The following is a 17,451-nucleotide window of genomic DNA, read 5'->3' on the forward strand; positions in this document are numbered from 1 at the left end:
CCGTTTTACATACGATCACCCCCATGACCCGTGTGCTCCTCGCTGAGGACGACCCTGCCATCTCCGAGCCGCTTGCCCGCGCACTGCGGCGTGAGGGGTACGACGTCGACGTGCGCGCCGACGGGCGGGCGGCCCTCGAGGCGTCTGCGGAGAACCCCGACCTGGTCGTCCTCGACCTCGGTCTTCCCTACGTCGACGGGCTCGAGGTGTGCCGCCGGATCCGTGCCGAGGGCCGCACGGTGCCCGTGCTGATCCTCACCGCCCGCGCCGACGAGGTCGACACCGTCGTCGGCCTCGACGCCGGCGCGGACGACTACGTCACGAAGCCGTTCCGGCTGGCCGAGCTGCTGGCGCGGGTGCGGGCGCTCCTGCGGCGCAACCCCACGGACGCCCCCTCCGCCCACGAGCTCGTGCGCATCGACCCCGAGGGGCGTCGCGCGTGGTTCAAGGAGGAGGAGCTCCAGCTCACCGCCAAGGAGTTCGACCTGCTGCGCGTCCTGGTGCGTGAGCAGGGCAAGGTCGTCTCGCGCGAACAGCTCATGCGCGAGATCTGGGAGACCGCGTGGTTCGGGTCGACCAAGACGCTCGACATGCACATCTCCGTGCTGCGCCGGAAGCTCGGCGACGACGCCGCACAGCCGCGCTACATCGCCACCGTCCGTGGGGTCGGCTTCCGGTTCGAGCGCGGCGACGAGATCTGACCGCTGACCATGCGGCAACAGCTGATTCGCTCCACCGTGCTCGCGGTGGGTCTGGCCATCCTCATCACGATGGCGCCGGTGGTGATCGCCATCTGGAACTCCAGCGTCAACGGCCGCGGTGCCGTGTCCGAGTGGCTCGACGAGGGCACGCCGACCGCCACGACCGTCCGGTTGTTCCTCATCGTGGTCGGCCTGGCCGTGCTGGCGCTCGCTGCGGGGGTCTTCGTGGCGACCCGGCAGGCACGGCGGATGGCCCTGCCGATGACGCTGCTCGCCGACCGGGCCGAGCGCCTCGGTGCGGGTGAGTCCCGGATCCAGCCGCTGCACTCCGGCATCTCCGAGGTCGACCAGGTGTCGGAGGTGCTGGCGCGCAGCGCCCAGCGGCTGACCAAGTCACTCGCCTCCGAGCGCGACTTCGCGGCCGACGCCTCCCACCAGCTGCGCACCCCGCTGACCGCCCTGCTGATGCGGCTCGAGGAGATCGCCGCGACCGACGACCTCGAGGTCGCGCAGGAGGAGGCCAGCATCGCCATGGACCAGGTCGAGCGGCTGACCCGGGTGGTCGACGACCTGATGTCCCGCACCCGCCGGGGTGGCGACGAGTCGAAGGCGACCGTGTCGCTCGACTCGGTGATCGCCGCCCTGCAGCGCGAGTGGCAGCCGGCCTTCGAGCAGGCCCGGCGCAGCGTCCGGGTCCACGGCGAGCGGGGACTCGTCGTCCAGGCCAAGCCGGTCGACCTCTCCCAGGTGCTCTCGACCCTCCTCGAGAACGCCCTCGCGCACGGCCGTGGCACGGTCGACGTCCACGCCCGACGCAGCGGCCCCTCCGTGGTCGTCGAGGTCAGCGACCAGGGGGAGGGCGTCCCCGCCACCATCGCCCCGCACATCTTCGAGCGGTCGGTGACCACGACCGGCACCGGGCTCGGGCTCGCCCTGGCCCGCGACCTGGCCGAGTCCAACGGTGGGCGGCTCGAGCTGATCCAGGCCCAGCCGGCGATCTTCGCGCTCTTCCTCAGCGAGTCCGACGGCGTCTGACGCCGTGTGCCGCTCGGTGCCGCTCGCCCCACGCCGTGCCGCTCGCCCCACCGGTCACACCTTTATCGGGTGACCCGATAAAGGTCGGCTTCACCCCGAGACCGTTCCGGGGTGAAGCCGACCTTTCCGGGGTGAGGCTGCCCGTGCTGGAGAAGGTGTTGGCGCTCAGCCCTTGGTCTCGGCCAGCGGCGAGGTGTCGGTCAGCGGCTCGTGGCTGAACACGAACCTGCGGTAGGCCCAGAACCGGAACAACGTGCCGAGGGCGATGCCGACGAGCTTGGCGACGTTCTCGACCACGAGGCTCTCCTGGCCGAGGAAGTGGTGCGCGAACCCGACGCAGCCGGCCTGGATGAGCAGGGCGACCCCGTTGGTCAGGGCGAACAGCAGTGCCTCGTGGTGCACCGGACGGTTGCGCCGGTGCCGGAAGGTCCACGCCCGGTTGCCGACCCACGCCACGCAGGTGGCCACGGCCGCGGAGATGATCGTCGCGATGACCGCGCGCGACAGGAGGCCGTTGCCGTACCCCGCCAGCACCGTGGCCCGCAGGATGTTGAACAGGCCGAGGTCGATGACGAAGGCGACCGCGCCGACGATGCCGAACTTGATCATCTCGCGGTAGAGGACGTCGACGGTGCCACGCAGGCGGGCGACGAGGGAGGGGCTCTCGGACACGCGAGGAGCCTAGCCGCGGCTGCCGGGTGACGCGTGCGAACCGGCGCGTAGCGACACGGTGCGGACACGGTGTGGGCGCGGTGCGTTGGCTGTGCGGGCGTGGTGCGGGCGCGGTGCGTTGGCTGTGCGGGCGCGGTCCGGCGGAGGCGGTGCGGGCGCGGTCCGGCGGACGCGCGGGACCGGTCCGGTGGCCTGGCCGATATCCTCGCCGCGTGACGTCACCGCAGCGCGCCCCCGGAGGCTTCCCGGTCGTCGGCATCATCGGGGGCGGACAGCTCGCCCGGATGTGTGCCGCCCCGGCGGCCGAGCTCGCCATCACGCTGAGTGTGCTGGCCGAGGCGCCGGATGCCGCTGCGGCCCAGGTCATCCCTTCGTCGCCAGTGGGCCACCACGCCGACGTCGAGGCCGTGCTGGCCTTCGCCCGGGACTGTGACGTCGTCACCTTCGACCACGAGCACGTGCCTGCGAACGTGCTGGAAGCCCTTGTGGCAGAAGGCATCCCGCTGCACCCAACCCCCGAGGCCCTGAGGTTCGCGCAGGACAAGCTGGCGATGCGCGAACGGCTCACCGAGATCGGGGTGGCCTGTCCCGCGTGGGCGAGGGCTCGCACGGCCGACGACGTCGAGGCCTTCGCGGCACGGGTCGGCTGGCCGGTCGTGGCCAAGACGCCCCGCGGCGGCTACGACGGCAAGGGGGTCCGCGTCATCCACTCGACCGACGAGGTGCGCGACTGGCTCGAGGCCGTGGGCAGCGATGGCGCCCTGGCCGACGGGGTCCTGGTCGAGGAGAAGGTCGAGTTCGTCCGCGAGCTCGCCGTCCTGATCGCGCGCAGCCCGTCCAACCAGGCGGCGGCCTGGCCGGTGGTCGAGACCGTCCAGACCGACAGCATCTGCACCGAAGTCCTCGCGCCCGCCCCGGACCTCGACCCCACCCTCGCGGCCGTCGCCACCGAGGCCGGGCTGCGGATCGCCGAGCAGCTGGGCGTCACCGGGGTGTTCGCGGTCGAGATGTTCGAGGTGCGCGACCCGGGGACCGGTGCCGCGGCATACGTCGTCAACGAACTGGCCATGCGCCCGCACAACAGTGGGCACTGGTCGATGGACGGCGCGGTGACGGGCCAGTTCGAGCAGCACCTGCGGGCGGTGCTCGACCTACCGCTGGGCGCCCCCACGCCCCGCGAGCCGCACACCGTGATGGCCAACGTCCTCGGCGGTGACTACCCCGAGCTCTACCCCGCCTACCGCCACGTGATGGCACGCGACCCCGGTCTCAAGGTGCACCTCTACGGCAAGGGTGTCCGCCCCGGCCGCAAGATCGGCCACGTCAACGTCTCCGGCTCCGACCTCGCGCAGCTGCGGGAGCGCGCCGGTCACGCCGCCGACTACCTTGCAGGAGTGATCACCGAATGAGCGACCAGCAACCCCTCGTCGGGCTCGTGATGGGCAGCGACAGCGACTGGCCCGTGATGGAGCTCGCCGCGCAGGCCCTCGACGAGTTCGGTGTCCCCTACGAGGCGGACGTCGTCTCCGCCCACCGGATGCCCGAGGAGATGATCGCCTACGGGCAGAACGCTGCGGGGCGCGGACTGCGCGTGGTCATCGCCGGCGCCGGCGGTGCCGCGCACCTGCCCGGCATGCTCGCGTCGGTGACGCCCTTGCCCGTCATCGGGGTGCCCGTGCCGCTGAAGTACCTCGACGGCATGGACTCGCTGCTCTCGATCGTCCAGATGCCGGCCGGGGTGCCGGTGGCGACCGTCTCGATCGGCGGGGCCAGGAACGCCGGCCTGCTCGCCGCCCGCATCCTCGCCGCGGGCGAGGGTGGGTATGCCGCGGGGCTGCGTGAGCGGATGATCGCCTTCCAGGCGGACCTGAGGGACCAGGCCCACGCCAAGGGCGCGGCGCTGCGCGACCGACGCGGCGCCGGGCCTGGCTCCTAGCGGGCCATGCCCGCCGAGCGGACCCCACGCCACTCGATGCGGGGGCAGGTGTCCATCACGACGTCGAGCCCGACCTTGCGGGCCCGGTCGGCGGCGGCCTCGTCGACCACGCCGAGCTGCATCCAGATGGCGTCGATCAGCAGCCGGTCCTTGTTGGCGATCGCGTCGTCCACGACCGCGCCGACGTGCTCGGAGTTGACGAAGCAGTCGACGACCTTGATGTCGGTGCCGTCGGGGATGTCCGAGAGCGTCGCGTAACCCTGCTCACCGTGCACCGTCTCGGCCTTGGGGTGCACGGGAATCAGGCCCTTGCCGAGCTCGACCTTGAGCCATCGGGAGACGCCGAACGCCTCTCGCTCCTGGTTGTTCGAGAGTCCGACGACGACCCAGATGCCCGGGTCGATGAGGAGCTCGCGAATGAGGTCGGGGTCGTTCTGGTGGCGAAAGCTCATGGCCTCAGCATCACACGGAGCAGCTGCCTTGGGGAGGGGCACTGGGGAGAGGCAGTAACGTCGGCGGCATGAAGTTCGGACTCTTCGTGCCACAGGGCTGGCGCATGGACCTCGTCGGCATCGACCCCAGCCAGCACTGGGGGGTGATGGCTGGTCTGGCGCGACGCGCCGACGCCAACGAGGACTGGTCCTCGATCTGGGTGTTCGACCACTTCCACACCGTGCCGGTCCCCAGCGAGGAGGCGACCCACGAGGCGTGGACGCTGATGGCTGCCTTCGCCGCAGTGACGGGGCGCGTGCGGCTGGGTCAGATGTGCACCTGCATGGCCTACCGCAACCCGGCCTACCTCGCGAAGGTCGCCGCTACGGTCGACATCATCTCCGAGGGTCGGGTGGAGATGGGCATCGGCGCCGGCTGGTACGAGCACGAGTGGCGGGCCTACGGCTACGGCTTCCCCCGGGCGGGGGAGCGGCTCCGTGCGCTCGACGAGGGCGTGCAGATCTTCCGCCAGATGTGGACCACCGGCTCGGCAACCTTGGCCGGCAAGCACTTCCAGGTCGACGGCGCCCGGTGCTACCCGCAGCCCCTGCAGGGCACGGCGGTCCCCGGGTCCAAGCACAACGGCATACCGATGTGGATCGCCGGCGGTGGCGAGAAGAAGACGCTGCGGATCGCCGCGAAGTACGCCGACTACACCAACTTCGACCCGACCCCCGAGGTGTTCGCGGCCAAGAGCGAGATCCTCAAGGGCCACTGCGACGACGTGGGTCGCGACTTCGGTGAGATCGTGCGCAGCAGCAACCTCAACGTCTTCATCGGCAGCACCGAGCGGGAGGTCGAGGACCGCTTCGCCACCCTGCGCGACCGGCTGCTGTCGGTGGGCTCTCCCGAGGCGCGGGTCGACCAGCTGTTCGCCGACTACCGCAAGCAGGCCACGGTGGGCACCCCCGAGCAGGTGGTCGAGAAGCTCAAGGCCCTCGAGGGGCTCGGCATGACCTACGCGATCCTCAACTTCCCCGAGGGCGCCTACGACACCACGGGCATGGCGCTGTTCGAGCGCGACGTGATGCCCGAGCTCCTCGACCGCGAGGAGCACGGCCACCTCTGGCACCTGCCGCGTCGCCGCTGACGCAGGCGGCACGAGGACGGGCGGTGTNGCAGCGTGGTGACCACGCTGCACACCGCCCGTCGGTGTCTCGGTTGCCGGTGTCCCGGGGCTCGGTGTCCCGGGGTCAGGAGGTGAAGGAGTACGNGTCCCCAGCCGGTGCCGACCAGGTAGACCTCGTTGCCGTCGAACCGGCCGTCACCGACCACGAGGTAGGCGAGGAGCTTGCCGTCGCCGGTCTTGGCGTAGACGAACGGGTTCGTGCCCAGGAGCTCCGGACCGGCGATCCCCTTGAAGGTGTTCCAGCCACTGCCCACCAGGCGGCGGGCGCTGAAGCCACCCGTGCCGTTGCCCGGGTAGAGCCACAGCCTGGACGTCGAGGCCTCGCGGGCCACGATGTCCGCGTCGTTGTCGAGGTCGAAGTCGCCGACGCCGACGATGCTGTTCATGCCCTGCCAGCCGGTGCCGAGCCGGGTCCGGGTCGCGAAGGTGCCGAGCCCGGTGCCCGGGTAGAGCCAGAGCTCCCCGGTGGACGAGCGGGCGATGAGGTCGGCCCGGCCGTCGCCGTTGAAGTCGCCCGGCGCGAGGGGCAGGTAGCCGCCCCAGCCCGCGCCGACCTGGACCCGGGCGGCCACCTTGCCGCCGCCCTTGCCGTCGTAGCGCCACAGCTTGCCGCTGGTGTCCCGCGCCAGGATGTCGGCCCGGTTGTCGCCGTTGAAGTCACCGGCGGCCAGGAACGCGTTGTAGATGTTCCAACCGCTGCCGATCTTGACCCGCGTGCCGGCGATCTTGTCCGGGGTGCTCGGGTAGGCGTAGAGGTTGCCACTGGCGTCGCGGGCCAGGATGTCCGGGCCGGCGTTGCCGACGAAGTCGGAGGTGCCCTTGGACTTCGGCTGACGCACGTCGTAGCCGTAGAACCCGTCCGGGCCATCCGCGCGGCGCGCGCCGATGGCGGTCGGCTCCGGGGTGCCGGTCCCGTTCGTCGACGACATCACCGTGAACTCGTTGTCGGTCGGGTCGCTCAGGACCATCAGGTCCACGTCCACGTAGAACAGCGTGCCGTCGGGCGAGACCCGCGGGCGCTCGAAGTAGTGGCTGGTGCTGGTCTGCAGGGGAGTGATGGCGCCGGTCGTGGAGAGCACGTTGAGGGCGAAGTTGGTGCCGTCGCCGGTCGTGAAGTAGGTCTTGCCGTTGGGCGCGACCTCCGGGAACCCGGCGTTGGAGGTCCCCGCAACGGGCGCCTTCGTACCGCCGGCCGCGGCGAGGGTGAACAGGCCCTCGCCCTCCGCGCCGCCGGCCGCGATGAGGGTGGTGGCGGACCGCCAGTCGGCCTGCACGAGCCCGGTCGACCCGCTCACCGCGGTGTCGACCCCGGTGACCACGTCGATCATCCGCAGCGCGGAGCCGGTCACGTCGCCGGTGACGGCGTCGACGGTGTATCGCGTGTAGACGAGGCGTCGGCCGTCGGGCGAGAAGCTGGGCTCGGCGGCGAGGGTGCCCGCGGGCTGGTTGCTGCTGCGGTACCCGCCTTCGATCCCCCTCGGCCTGACCTCGCTGATCTGGAGGTTCCAGGTGGTGCCGTCGCCGCTGTCCGCGGCGGCCAGCAGCCGGCCGTCGGGCGAGTAGGCCGGGTCCATGCCGGTCAGCGTGCTGGGCATGGCGTAGGAGTACGTGTCCTGCATGAGGAGGGCGCCGGTGCCGTCGCCCGCGCCCGCGGTGCCGAAGGCGGCATCGGGCACACCCCAGCCGTCGTTGGTCGCCATGGTCACCCAGGCGCCGAGCTGGCAGCTGAGGTTGTCCGCGTCGAGCCGATACGTCGACAGCCCGCGCGGGTTGACGTTGCGGTCCACGAACGAGCTCTTGCCCGCCCCCACGGACCCGATCTGCTTCCAGACGCCCCCGTCGCGCTGCCGCGAGATGGTGTAGCCGGACAGGCCGAGGTCCTTCCAGTGGATCCAGACCCGGTCGTTGGTCGGGGTCCAGTCGAGCTCGAGGTCGTCGCAGGTGGCCGCGGCGGCCACCTCGTCCGGCGCTGCCAGGGTGCGCGTGGCCGGCAGCTCGGGGTCCGGCGCCTGGTCCGTGGCGGCGGCCTTGCGGGCCGCCGAGGAGGCGACCAGCCGGCTGGAGTCGCCGGACGCCGTGGCGCGACGAGCGGAGGCGGCGTGGACCATCGCGTTGACGGCGCGGACCTTGAAGGCCTCGCCGTCGTGCGTGGTCGACGGGCCGGCGGCCTGGGTCGCCGGCACGGCGCTGACGGCCAGGGCCGTGGTCAGGGCAAGGGTGAGTCCCGCGCGGAGGCGGGCAGGGCTGGTCATGGGTGGGGTCCCCCCGAGGAAGTGGCTGACGAGGCCAGGAGCATGGGTCGGGAGTTTCATACCAGTTCGCGGCGACCATGGGGGAGCAACGCTGTGAACCGTGTCCGATTTGTCGGTGACCCGCAGTGTCGGCAAACCCACACGCGGAGCCGTTCGCACGCGGCATACCAGCGGGTAACCTGAGGGACTGTGAGCACTGGTAACCCCGCCTTCGACCTGTTCAAGATCTCCGAGGACCACGAGGCCCTGCGCGAGGCCGTCCGAGCCGTCGCCGAGGACAAGATCGCCCCGTATGCCGCGGCCGTGGACGAGGAGGCGCGCTACCCCCAGGAGGCGCACGACGCCCTGGTCGCCTCGGACTTCTTTGCCCCGCACATCGCCGAGGAGTACGGCGGGGTGGGCGCGGACGCGCTCGCGACGTGCATCGTCATCGAGGAGGTGGCGCGGGTCGACGCCTCCGCGTCGCTGATCCCGGCGGTCAACAAGCTCGGCACGATGCCGCTGATCCTCGCTGCGAACGAGGACGTGAAGAAGCGCTACCTCACGCCGCTGGCGGAGGGGCGGACGACGTTCTCCTACGGGCTGTCCGAGCGTGAGGCCGGGTCGGACACCGCGGCCATGAGGACGCGGGCCCGGCGCGACGGGGACGACTGGGTCGTGAACGGCCAGAAGTCGTGGATCACCAACGCCGGCGTCTCGGAGTACTACACCGTCCTGGCGGTGACCGACCCGGACGGCAAGCGGGGCAGCAACGTCACCGCGTTCGTGCTCGAGAAGTCCGACGCGGGCTTCACGTTCGGGGAGAAGGAGCGCAAGCTCGGCATCAAGGGGTCACCGACCCGCGAGCTGCACTTCGACAACGTGCGGATCCCCGGCGACCGGGTCGTCGGCGAGGTCGGTGACGGCCTGAAGATCGCGCTGCGCACCCTCGACCACACCCGGGTGACGATCGGCGCCCAGGCCGTCGGGATCGCCCAGGGTGCGCTGGACTTCGCGGTGTCGTACGTCAAGGAGCGCAAGCAGTTCGGCAAGGCTGTGGCGGAGTTCCAGGGCGTGCAGTTCATGCTCGCGGACATGGCGATGGCGGTCGAGGCGGCGCGGCAGATGGTCTACGTCGCGGCGGCCAAGTCCGAGCGCGGCGACAAGGATCTGCCGTTCTTCGGCGCGGCGGCCAAGTGCTACGCCTCGGACGTGGCGATGCAGGTCACGACCGACGCCGTGCAGCTGCTCGGTGGTGCGGGCTACGTGCGCGACTTCCCGGTCGAGCGGATGATGCGCGACGCCAAGATCACCCAGATCTACGAAGGCACCAACCAGATTCAGCGCATGGTGATGGGCCGCCACCTGCTGGCCGGCCGGTAGCCAGCCACGCGGCATACCCCCTCCCCAGCTTTATCGGGTCAAGGGGGAACGTTGACCTTCGCACGGGTTGTGAACCGGTGCGAAGGTCAATGTTGTTGCCAGACCCGATAAAGCTGGGGCCGGGGTCTGGGGGCGGGGAAGGGAGGCCGCGCGAGAGGGGTCAGTTGCCGGAGGGCTTGCCGTCGGTGCCCTCGGGGGGCGCCTCGAGCGGGGTGTCTTTGCGCAGCAAGGTGAACAGCGCCTTGGCGCGGGCGGTGTCCCACTTGACCGAGCTGCCGGCGCTGGTCTGGTAGTTGAGGCTCGACAGCGGCACGACCAGGCTGAGGCCCTCGTCGTTGGACACGGCCCGCATGGCGAGCAGCACGCGGCTGGCGTCGCGCATCGAGGTGTCCTCACCGACGATGAGGCCCTGGGCCGCCGCGTGGCTGAACGACCAGTAGCGCGTGGGGATCAGCACCGTCGAGGGGGTCAGGGCCTTCTTCATGATCGCGGCGAGGAACTGGCGCTGGCGCTCGGCGCGACCGATGTCGCCGCGCGGGTCGGAGTACCGGGCGCGGACGTAGCCCAAGGCGTTCGCCCCGTCGAGGACCTGGCAGCCCTTCTTGAGGTTGATCCCGGCCTTCTTGTCGTTCATCGTGAACGGGACGCAGATGGTGACGCCACCGACGCTGTCGACGACCGAGGCGAAGCCGGCGAACCCGATCTCGACGTAGCCGTCGATGTGCAGGTCGGTCACCTGCTCGACCGTCTGCACGAGGAGGTTGGGGCCACCGAAGGCGAATGCCGCGTTGATCTTGTTGCTGCCGTGCCCCGGGATCGGCACGTAGGAGTCGCGGGGCAGGGAGATGAGCGCGGGCTTGCCACCGCTGGCCGGGACGTGGACCAGGATGATCGAGTCGGTGCGCCGGCCGGCTGCGTTCCCGGTGGCGTACTTCTTGCGCTGCTCCTTGGTGAGCCCCGCCCGGCTGTCGGAGCCGACCAGCAGGTAGTTGTAGCCCTTGGAGTCCGCCGGGCGGGTGCCGGCCGGAGTGGTGTCGACCTTGGTCACCGAGTTCCAGGCGTGCAGCGGCGTGAAGACCATGAAGGCCACCCACGCGACCACGACCAGCAGCACGATGCGCACCACGGGGAACCGGCGCCGGCGGCGGGGCTCGTCGCCGTAGCCGTCGCCGTAGCCGCCGTGGTCGACCGGCGGCGGGGTGGCGCGACGCGGGCGGTCGGAGGCGGCGGGAGGGGCCGCGGTGACGGGCATCGCCCGCGTCGCTCCCGAGCCGTCACCGGAGCGCGGCCGACGCCGGCCCCGGACGTCGACGGTGTAGACGCCCTCGCCGTCCGAGTCGCCGCCGGGGCCATCGCCCGGGCGCGACGCGTCGTCGCCGGACCCTCTCTGGGGGATGGCTCGGGCGTCGTCGGGGCCGCTGCGGCGTCCAGTCATGTCGTCCAGTGTCCAGTGCACTGCTGTGGACTGGCAAAACGCCGCACGGACTCGGCGGGATGGCGCGCGAGCCACGCAAAGCACGCAGAACGGGACCAACCAGCCCCCGGCGCACGGATGGGGCGACACTCGGGAAATCCCACGCGTCACAGGAATCACACTGGTGCTGCCTGATACTGGTCCACCATGAGGCCCTCCCATGCCGCGCCCGCGAGCGCTGACGCCGGGGTCTACCTGTCCCGGCGGTCGGGCGGTGGGCTCGGCGACGCCGACTCGCTGACGCCACGGATGCGCCGTCGGCGCGCCTTCACGCTGGTCCTCCTGACCCTCCTCGTCCCCGGCAGCGCCCAGCTCGTGGCCGGTCGCCGCGGGCTCGGCCGGTTCGCCCTGCGCGTCTGGGCCTCGCTGGCGACGCTCGCCGTGCTGGTCGCGGTCGTGTTCATGCTCAGCCAGTCACTGGCGATCGGCATGCTCGGGCGCGGGTGGGTGCTCACCGTGCTGCAGTGGCTGCTGGCCGGCTTCGCCGTCCTGTGGGCGGTCCTGTTCGTCGACGCGTGGCGACTGGGTCGCCCGGGGACCCTCCTGCTCACGACCCGGCGCTGGCTCACCGGCGTGACCGCGGCGCTGCTCGTCGTGACCTCCGGTGGCCTCGTGTATGCCGCGAGCTCGGTGGGTGCCGGACGCGACGCGATGAACGCGCTCTTCCAGGGCAACGAGGCAGTGGGGGCGGTCAAGGGCCGCTACAACATCCTGATGCTCGGGGCGGACTCCGGTCGGGACCGGGTCGGCACCCGACCCGACAGCATCCAGCTGGTCAGCATCGACGCCGACACGGGCAGCGCCGTGACCTTCGGCTTCTCCCGCGACACCGAGAACATCAACTTCCGGCCGGGCTCCACGATGGCGCGGCTGATGCCCGAGGGCTGGAACTGCGGCGACGAGTGCCTGCTCAACGGCCTCTACACCTGGGCCCAGGACAACGCCGCCAAGTTCCCGCCCGGCACCGCCAACCCGGGGGTGCTCGCCACCCGCGAGGCGGTCGAGGCGCTCAGCGGCCTCGACATCCAGTACTACGTGATGATCGACCTGCGCGGCTTCAAGAAGATGGTCGACGCGGTCGGCGGGCTGGACATCAACGTCAAGTACCGCACGCCGATCGGTGGCGGGACCTCGCCCATCGTCGGCTGGATCGAGCCGGGGGAGCAGCACCTCGACGGCTTCCACGCGCTCTGGTACGCCCGGTCCCGACAGGGGTCCACCAACTACGAGCGGATGGCGCGACAGCGCTGTGTGATGACCGCGATGGCCGACCAGCTCGACCCGCAGACCGTGTTGGTCCGGTTCCAGAAGATCGCCGGCGCCAGCTCCGGGCTGATCCAGACCGACCTGCCGCAGTCGGAGCTCGGCCGGTTCGCGGACCTGGCCATGAAGACGCGACAGCACCCCATCCGTGGCGTCAACTTCGTCCCGCCCCTGATGAAGCCCTGGGACTACGACGCCACCCTGGTCACGTCGACGGTCCAGAACACCATCAAGGCGTCCGAGCAGGCTGCGGCGGCCAAGGGCAAGACCTCGAGCGCCAGCAAGACCGCCAGCGCCAAGCCCAAGGTCAGGAAGAAGAAGCCGGCCGCCCAGCCCGGCACGGCGGTGCAGGACCCGAACAAGGCAGCAGGCAACGCGGCGGAGAACGACCTCTCCTCCGTATGCTCAGCAGCCTCATGACGACCCAGCACCACGACGAAACCCCTCAGCCAGCCGAGACGGCGCCCTCTGCCGCGGACCGCAGCACGCCGCCGGCCGTCGGCGTGGTCATGCCGATCCTCAACGAGGAGCGGCACCTGCGCGAGGCGGTCGACGCCGTGCTCGGCCAGGACTACGCGGGCGACCTGCACCTCGTGCTCGCCCTCGGGCCCAGCTCCGACGGCACCGACCAGATCGCCGCGCAGCTCTGCGCCGAGCACCCTGCCGTCCGCAGCGTCACCAACCCGTCGGGGCGTACCCCGGAGGCGCTCAACGCCGCCATCGCCGCCCTGGGGGACACCGACGTGGTCGTCCGCGTCGACGGGCACGGGGTGCTGGACCCCGATTACGTGCGCACGGCGGTGGAGCTGCTCGACGAGACCGGGGCGGCCAACGTCGGCGGCCTGATGGACGCCGAGGGGGTCACCTCCTTCGAGCGTGCGGTCGCGGCGGCGATGACCTCACGGCTGGGCGTCGGGGCCTCGCGCTTCCACACCGGTGGTGAGGCCGGACCCGCCGACACCGTGTACCTCGGGGTCTTCCGGCGGGAGTGGCTCACCCGGCTGGGGGGCTACGACCCGCGGTTCGTCCGGGCGCAGGACTGGGAGCTCAACCACCGGATCCGCGAGGCCGGTGGGCTGGTCTGGTTCTCACCCCGGCTCCGCGTCGCCTACCGCCCCCGGCCGACCCTGGCCGCGCTGGCGCGGCAGTACCGCGACTACGGGCGCTGGCGCCGGGTCGTGGCCCGCACCCACTCGGGCACCATCAACGCGCGCTACCTCGCCCCGCCGGTCGCGCTGGTGGGCGTGGTCGCCGGCCTCGTCGGCGGCGTGCTGTGGTGGCCCCTGTGGCTGGTGCCCGCGGCATACCTCGTGCTCACCACTGCGGGCGGACTCAGCGTCCGCGACCCGCGGCTGGAGCCGCGCGACCGGACCTGGCTGCCCGTGATCTTGCCCACGATGCACCTGGCGTGGGGCTGGGGGTTCCTCACCAGCCGCGTGCGCATCGAGCAGGCCTGACCCGTCCGCGGCGTCACCTGAGGCCGCCCTGTACGGCCCGCCGCCGATTGGGGTGGGGAGTGCCACCTGCGTTTAGCATGGCCTGACCCCGACCGACAGACCCTGCAGACCGCCTGCGGACCGACCCCACAGAGAGAGACCCACTTCTCCATGCCTTCGCTGAGCGTCGTCGTGCCCATCTACAACGTGAGCGACTACCTCGTGGCGTGCCTGGACTCCCTGGTGGCCCAGACGCTGGAGGACCTCGAGGTCATCCTCGTGGACGACGGCTCGACGGACGGCTCCGGCGAGCTGGCCGACGCCTTCGCCAAGGACCGCCCGCACTGGCAGGTCCTCCACGTCGAGAACGGCGGCCTCGGCCGGGCCCGCAACATCGGCATGGACCACTCGAGCTCCGAGTTCGTCGCCTTCGTCGACTCCGACGACCTCATCCCGCGCGACGCCTACGAGCTGATGCTGCACGCCGTCTCCGAGAGCGGCTCCGACATCGTCTGCGGTGGCGTGCTGCGCTTCGACGGCGCCAAGACCTTCAACTCCCCGCTGCACCGCAGGGCGATCAAGCGCAACCAGATGCGCACCCACATCCGTGAGACGCCGTCGCTGATCTTCGACACCACAGCCTGGAACAAGGTCTACCGGCGGGCCTTCCTCGCGGAGCACGACCTGCGGTTCCCCGAGGGCGTCTACTACGAGGACATCCCGCTCACCCTCCCGGCGCACTTCCTGGCCCGGTCGGTCGACGTGCTGGTCGACCCCGTCTACCTGTGGCGCGAGCGGCAGACCGCCGTGCAGTCGATCACCCAGCGTCGGGCCGAGACCAAGAACCTCGTGGACCGCCTCGCGGCCGTGGCCGCCGTCGACGACTTCCTCGTCGCGCGAGATGACAAGCAGGGCAAGGCGATCCACGACGCCAAGGTGCTGTCGATCGACATCCCGCTGTTCATCGACGTCCTCCACGAGGGCAACGACGAGTTCCGCCAGCGGGTCGTGGAGCTGGTCGGCAGCTACCTCGAGCGCATCCCGGCCTCCGCCGTCGCGAAGCTCCCGCCGATCCGGCGCCTGCAGTACCACCTGATCTCGAAGGGCATGCTGCCCGAGCTGCTCGAGGTGCAGGACTACTACCGCGTGCCCGCGAACCGCGGCAACTTCGTCCGGTCGGGCGTGCGGCTCTACGCCGACCTGCCCTTCCGCACCGACTCCAGCAAGGGGATCCCGGCCTCGGTCTACGAGACGACCCGCTCCCAGCCGCTGCGCACCGGTGTCCGCGACGTGCAGTGGGACGGCGACTCCCTCGTCGTCGAGGGCCACGCCTTCATCCACCGGGTCCCGGAGGCCACCTCGGTCTCCTCGGTGCGCCGCTTCCAGCTGCGCCGCGTGGGCGCCCCAGCCGGCGAGCGCACGTCCGTCCGCGCCCGCCGGGTGCGCCGTCCCGACCTGACCGCCAACACCACCGGCACGGCGGTGTCCTACGACGCGGGTGGCTTCAGCGCCCGCATCCCGAGCAGCCGGCTCCACCTGGCCCCCGGCCAGCAGGAGGCCAGCTACGAGCTGCTGGTGCAGCTCGCCACCCCCGCCGCGCGCCGCGGCTCCAGCGTGGGCAACCCCGAGCTCGGGGCGGGCCGCCACCCCCGACGCCGGCTGATCGCCCCCGACCAGCTCGCGGTGCCGGGCTACGACGCGCGCAAGCTGACCGTCACGGTCTACCGGACCGAGGCCCTCCTGGAGTCGGTGTCCGCCGAGGGGGACAACCTCCGCTTCACCCTGCGCCGGACCGTCGGCGACTGGGACGACGCGGCGCTCTACCTGCGCCGCACCGATGCCCTCCGGGGGCTCAGCATCCCCCTGACCGTCGAGGGCCGCACCGCCACCGCCGTGGTCAGTGCCGACCAGCTCGAGGTGCGGGCGGCGTCCTTCGCCGCGCGCGAGTGGGTCCTCGGCCTCGCCGACCCGGACCAGCCGCTCGACGCGCCGCCGCGCACCCTCCTGCACCTGGCGCCGGAGATGGAGGACGCCTTCGTCACCGTCCGCAGCCGCTCGGTCGTCGTGCGCGAGGGCGCCGACGGCGGCGCGCGCCTCTGGGACGCGCGCCCCGGCCCGGTCCTGACGTCGTTCTCCTGGGACGACGAGGGGCTGCACCTCGAGGGCGACGCGAGTGGGTCACGGGTCGACGCGCTCTCCCTGACCACCGGCAGCGGCGCCAGCCACCAGATCCCGGTGACTGCCGAAGGCACCCGCTGGCGGGCCACCATCCCGGCCCGCGGCGAACCCGGCTCCGCGGTGCTGCGGTGGCTCGAGGACGGTCGCTGGTTCGTCAACCTGACGACCGAGGACGACGGCCAGCGCGAACGCAGTGTGCGGACGGCCAGCACTGCAGAGGCACTGCTCGGCAGCACCGGGGTGGTCGACGGCCTGACCTACCAGCTGCGCTCGGACTCCGCCCACGAGCTGTCCCTCATGGTCGACGCCTCCGGCGACTACAAGGACCGCGGCGCGCTGCACCGCATGCGCAACCGCAAGTACTACTACCGGCTGCAGCGCCGCCGGCCGCTCGAGGACACCATCTTCTTCGAGGCCTGGAAGGGCCGGCAGTACTCCGACAACCCGCGGGCCATCTTCGAGGAGCTGCAGCGCCAGGGCGACCCGCGCTCCTGCGTGTGGGCCGTGCAGGACCACGCGGTCGAGGTGCCCGACGGCGTCACCCGGGTGATCACCGGCAGCCGGGACTACTACCGCCGCCTCGGCACTGCCCGCTGGGTCGTGAGCAACGACTCGATGCCGGTGCACTACGTCAAGCGCGAGGGCAGCACGTACGCCCAGACCTGGCACGGCACCCCGCTCAAGCGGATCGGGTTCGACATCGAGTCGATCCAGATGTCCAACAAGAACTACCTCACCCAGTTCGCCCGCGACGTGGCGAAGTGGGACGCGCTGGTCTCACCCAACGAGTTCTCGACCGCCATCCTGAGCAAGGCCTTCCAGTACCCGGGGGAGGTCCTCGAGATCGGCTACCCGCGCAACGACATCTTCCACCGGCCGGAGCTCGCGCAGGAGCAGACCGAGGCCACCCGACGACGGCTCGACCTCCCCGAGGGCAAGCGCGTCATCCTCTACGCCCCCACGTGGCGCGACAACGACTACAACGCCAGCGGTCGCTACCAGTTCACGATGAAGCTCGACCTCGAGGCGCTCTACCGCGCCTACGGTCACGACAGCGTCCTGCTGATCCGCGGCCACCAGCTGGTGTCGTCGGAGATCGACGCCGCCATGTTCGGGGGCTTCGTCCGCAACGTGTCGAGCTACCCCGACATCCGCGACCTGTACCTGGTGTCGGACGTCCTCATCACCGACTACTCGTCGGTGATGTTCGACTTCGTCAACACCGGTCGGCCGATCCTCTTCTTCACCTGGGACCTCGCCGACTACCGCGACAACCTGCGCGGGTTCTACTTCGACTTCGAGCAGGACGCGCCGGGACCACTGCTCACCGAGTCCTCGGCCGTCATCGACGCCCTCGGGCGCCTCGACGACGTGACGACGGAGTATGCCGCGCGGTACGAGGCGTTCCGCGAGCGGTTCACCGGGCTGGAGGACGGCCGGGCCGCGGCGCGGTTCATCGAACGGGTGCTCGGCTGAGTGGCGTGACCGACCAGGCAGACCCAGCCGATACCCTTGCCCCCA

General features: G+C 71.2%; 12 protein-coding genes and 1 pseudogene. 9 read left to right on the forward strand and 4 right to left on the reverse strand.

Features of this window, described 5'->3' with window-relative positions; genetic code table 11:
- Positions 1-23 precede the first annotated feature (23 nt).
- Positions 24-701, forward strand: coding sequence for a response regulator transcription factor (locus tag ASG95_RS05790; protein ID WP_056922896.1), 678 nt, complete (start codon positions 24-26; stop codon positions 699-701).
- A gap of 9 nt (positions 702-710) precedes the next feature.
- Entirely contained in the window at positions 711-1,736 is a 1,026-nt protein-coding gene (locus tag ASG95_RS05795; RefSeq protein WP_057376861.1) for a sensor histidine kinase KdpD, read from the forward strand.
- A gap of 165 nt (positions 1,737-1,901) precedes the next feature.
- Here the strand turns inward: ASG95_RS05795 and ASG95_RS05800 are convergent, their stop codons facing one another.
- Positions 1,902-2,408 carry a GtrA family protein gene (locus ASG95_RS05800; RefSeq protein WP_057376862.1) on the reverse strand — a complete coding sequence of 169 codons (507 nt, stop codon included), beginning with the start codon at positions 2,406-2,408 and terminating at the stop codon, positions 1,902-1,904.
- 212 nt (positions 2,409-2,620) lie between these two features.
- Here ASG95_RS05800 and ASG95_RS05805 point away from each other — a divergent pair, with 212 nt between their 5' ends.
- A complete protein-coding gene (locus tag ASG95_RS05805; RefSeq protein WP_057376863.1) occupies positions 2,621-3,817 on the forward strand; it encodes a 5-(carboxyamino)imidazole ribonucleotide synthase in 1,197 nt (398 codons plus the stop codon).
- Entirely contained in the window at positions 3,814-4,344 is a 531-nt protein-coding gene (purE, locus tag ASG95_RS05810) for a 5-(carboxyamino)imidazole ribonucleotide mutase (RefSeq protein ID WP_057376864.1), read from the forward strand. Before ASG95_RS05805 ends, purE begins: the two co-directional genes overlap by 4 nt.
- Here purE and ASG95_RS05815 read toward each other — a convergent pair.
- Positions 4,341-4,796, reverse strand: a complete 456-nt coding sequence (locus ASG95_RS05815) for a CoA-binding protein (protein ID WP_057376865.1) — start codon at positions 4,794-4,796, stop codon at positions 4,341-4,343. The genes purE and ASG95_RS05815 overlap by 4 nt on opposite strands.
- A 68-nt stretch (positions 4,797-4,864) precedes the next feature.
- On the opposite strand from ASG95_RS05815, the gene ASG95_RS05820 reads away from it, so the two are divergent.
- Positions 4,865-5,926, forward strand: a complete 1,062-nt coding sequence (locus tag ASG95_RS05820) for an LLM class F420-dependent oxidoreductase (protein ID WP_057376866.1) — start codon at positions 4,865-4,867, stop codon at positions 5,924-5,926.
- A 124-nt stretch (positions 5,927-6,050) separates the two neighbouring features.
- On the opposite strand, the pseudogene ASG95_RS22325 reads toward ASG95_RS05820, so the two are convergent.
- Positions 6,051-8,277: pseudogene (locus ASG95_RS22325) on the reverse strand (FG-GAP-like repeat-containing protein); the annotation flags it as partial.
- 129 nt (positions 8,278-8,406) lie between these two features.
- Here ASG95_RS22325 and ASG95_RS05830 point away from each other — a divergent pair.
- A complete protein-coding gene (locus ASG95_RS05830; protein ID WP_057376868.1) occupies positions 8,407-9,579 on the forward strand; it encodes an acyl-CoA dehydrogenase family protein in 1,173 nt (390 codons plus the stop codon).
- Positions 9,580-9,739: 160 nt separating this feature from the next.
- Here ASG95_RS05830 and ASG95_RS05835 read toward each other — a convergent pair whose 3' ends face one another.
- Complete coding sequence (locus tag ASG95_RS05835) at positions 9,740-11,014, reverse strand: LCP family protein (protein WP_082592365.1); 1,275 nt, start codon at positions 11,012-11,014, stop codon at positions 9,740-9,742.
- Positions 11,015-11,200: 186 nt separating this feature from the next.
- On the opposite strand from ASG95_RS05835, the gene ASG95_RS05840 reads away from it, so the two are divergent.
- From ASG95_RS05840 to ASG95_RS05850, 3 genes are all read left to right on the forward strand, one after another.
- Complete coding sequence (locus tag ASG95_RS05840; RefSeq protein WP_057376869.1) at positions 11,201-12,736, forward strand: LCP family protein; 1,536 nt, start codon at positions 11,201-11,203, stop codon at positions 12,734-12,736.
- Positions 12,733-13,773, forward strand: a complete 1,041-nt coding sequence (locus tag ASG95_RS05845; protein ID WP_057378755.1) for a glycosyltransferase family 2 protein — start codon at positions 12,733-12,735, stop codon at positions 13,771-13,773. The genes ASG95_RS05840 and ASG95_RS05845 overlap by 4 nt, the downstream gene beginning before the upstream one ends.
- A gap of 150 nt (positions 13,774-13,923) precedes the next feature.
- On the forward strand, positions 13,924-17,406 hold the full coding sequence (locus ASG95_RS05850) for a bifunctional glycosyltransferase/CDP-glycerol:glycerophosphate glycerophosphotransferase (protein WP_057376870.1): 3,483 nt from the start codon (positions 13,924-13,926) through the stop codon (positions 17,404-17,406).
- Positions 17,407-17,451: the final 45 nt, after the last annotated feature.

The organism is Phycicoccus sp. Soil803, from assembly GCF_001429685.1.
Taxonomy (GTDB): Bacteria; Actinomycetota; Actinomycetes; order Actinomycetales; family Dermatophilaceae; genus Pedococcus.

Coding starts and splice junctions, on each gene's coding strand:
- ASG95_RS05790 (WP_056922896.1), top strand. CDS start 24: ATGACCCGTGTGCTCCTCGCTGAGGACGACCCTGCCATCTCCGAGCCG.
- ASG95_RS05795 (WP_057376861.1), top strand. CDS start 711: ATGCGGCAACAGCTGATTCGCTCCACCGTGCTCGCGGTGGGTCTGGCC.
- purE (WP_057376864.1), top strand. CDS start 3,814: ATGAGCGACCAGCAACCCCTCGTCGGGCTCGTGATGGGCAGCGACAGC.
- ASG95_RS05815 (WP_057376865.1), bottom strand. CDS start 4,796: ATGAGCTTTCGCCACCAGAACGACCCCGACCTCATTCGCGAGCTCCTC.
- ASG95_RS05820 (WP_057376866.1), top strand. CDS start 4,865: ATGAAGTTCGGACTCTTCGTGCCACAGGGCTGGCGCATGGACCTCGTC.
- ASG95_RS05835 (WP_082592365.1), bottom strand. CDS start 11,014: ATGACTGGACGCCGCAGCGGCCCCGACGACGCCCGAGCCATCCCCCAG.
- ASG95_RS05840 (WP_057376869.1), top strand. CDS start 11,201: ATGAGGCCCTCCCATGCCGCGCCCGCGAGCGCTGACGCCGGGGTCTAC.
- ASG95_RS05845 (WP_057378755.1), top strand. CDS start 12,733: ATGACGACCCAGCACCACGACGAAACCCCTCAGCCAGCCGAGACGGCG.
- ASG95_RS05850 (WP_057376870.1), top strand. CDS start 13,924: ATGCCTTCGCTGAGCGTCGTCGTGCCCATCTACAACGTGAGCGACTAC.